The 1,352-nt window shown below is 66.3% G+C and carries 1 protein-coding gene; it reads left to right on the top strand.

Translation table 11 applies throughout. From position 1 onward, the window contains the following. Positions 1-78: 78 nt before the first annotated feature. The gene (locus tag AB7849_RS19465) at positions 79-1,323 is read left to right on the top strand and encodes an ISL3 family transposase (RefSeq protein ID WP_369501566.1); all 1,245 of its coding nucleotides are present in this window, start codon (positions 79-81) and stop codon (positions 1,321-1,323) included. The last annotated feature ends 29 nt before the right edge of the window (positions 1,324-1,352 follow it).

The raw sequence follows: 1,352 nt of genomic DNA, 5'->3' as shown, positions 1-1,352 counted from the left end.
GGCTCTCTCGCGTTTGGTGTGGTTGACGTCCGCCGCCGGATCTTGCAGTGGACGGTGTGTTGAGGGCAGGCTTGTCCGATGGAAATGCTCTTCACACAAGCTCTTGGTCTCACCTCGCCGTGGCGCGTGGTCAACGTTGACTTTCAACAGGCGGCGGGTCGCATCGTGTTCAAGGTCGAGAACACGGCCAAGCGGCTGATCTGTCCGGCATGCGGCGCCGCCGACCAACCCATTCACGACCGTTTGCCGCGCACATGGCAGCACCTGCACTTCTTCCAGTACAAGGCCATCATCGAGGCGAACGTGCCGCGCGTCGGCTGCCGGGAGTGCGAGAAGACCACGCAAGTCGAGGTGCCGTGGGCACGCGCGGGCGCGGGGTTCACGGAAACGCTGGAGGCCTTTGTCATCGCGTTGTGCACGCAGATGCCGGTGGGCGCGGTGGCGCAGCTGCTGGGCGTGTCCGACGACCGGGTCTGGCGTGTGCTGGACTTCCATGTCGACGCGGCGCGCGCTCAGGAGGACTACTCGGGCGTCCGCCGTATCAGCGCGGACGAGCGCAGCGCGCGCAAGGGGCAACGCTTCCTGACCCTGTTCTGCGACTTGGACGCGCGTCGCCTGCTGTTCGCCGTGCAGGGCCGCAACGCGGCGACGTTCAAGACCTTTGCCGAGGACCTGGCGGCGCACGGCGGCGACGCCGAGGCGATCACCGACGTCAGCCTGGACTTGGGCGCGGCTTACCAGGCAGGCACACGCGAACACTGCCCGAACGCCACGGTCAGCTTCGATCCGTTCCACGTGGTGGCGCTGGCCAACGAGGCGCTGGATCAGGTACGGCGCGCCGAGGTCAAGCAGGTGGACGGCCTGAAACACATTCGCTGGGGCACGCTCAAGGATGCGGCGAACTGGACGCGCAAGCAGATCGACCAGATGCACTGGCTGCAGCGCACGAACCTGCAGACCGCGCGTGCGTGGCGGCTCAAGCAGGCGCTGCGCCAGGTGTTCTCGCACGGCGGCGACATCGCGCAAGCCACGACGCTGCTGGACGGCTGGATCAGTTGGGCCAGGCGCTGCCGGCTGACACCGTTCAAGCGGCTTGCCGCCACGATCAAGAAACACCGCGACGGCATCCTCGAACACTTCCGCTCCGGCCTCAGCAACGGCTTTGCCGAAGGGCTCAACGGCCGCATCCAGGCGGCCAAGGCGCGTGCGCGCGGCTACGGCACCGACCGCCACCTGATCGCTATCAGCTACCTGATCTGCGCCAAGCTCAAACACCTGCCAAAGAATCCGTGGACGCATGCGGCTCAGCAGATACCGGCGTGAAGATCAACCACACCAAACGCGAGAGAGCC

This window comes from Rhodanobacter sp. FW021-MT20 (assembly GCF_041107475.1).
GTDB classification, from domain to species: Bacteria; Pseudomonadota; Gammaproteobacteria; order Xanthomonadales; family Rhodanobacteraceae; genus Rhodanobacter_A; species Rhodanobacter_A glycinis.
Note: the sequence above shows the minus strand (reverse complement) of the source record. Positions and strands in the feature narration are given on the sequence as shown.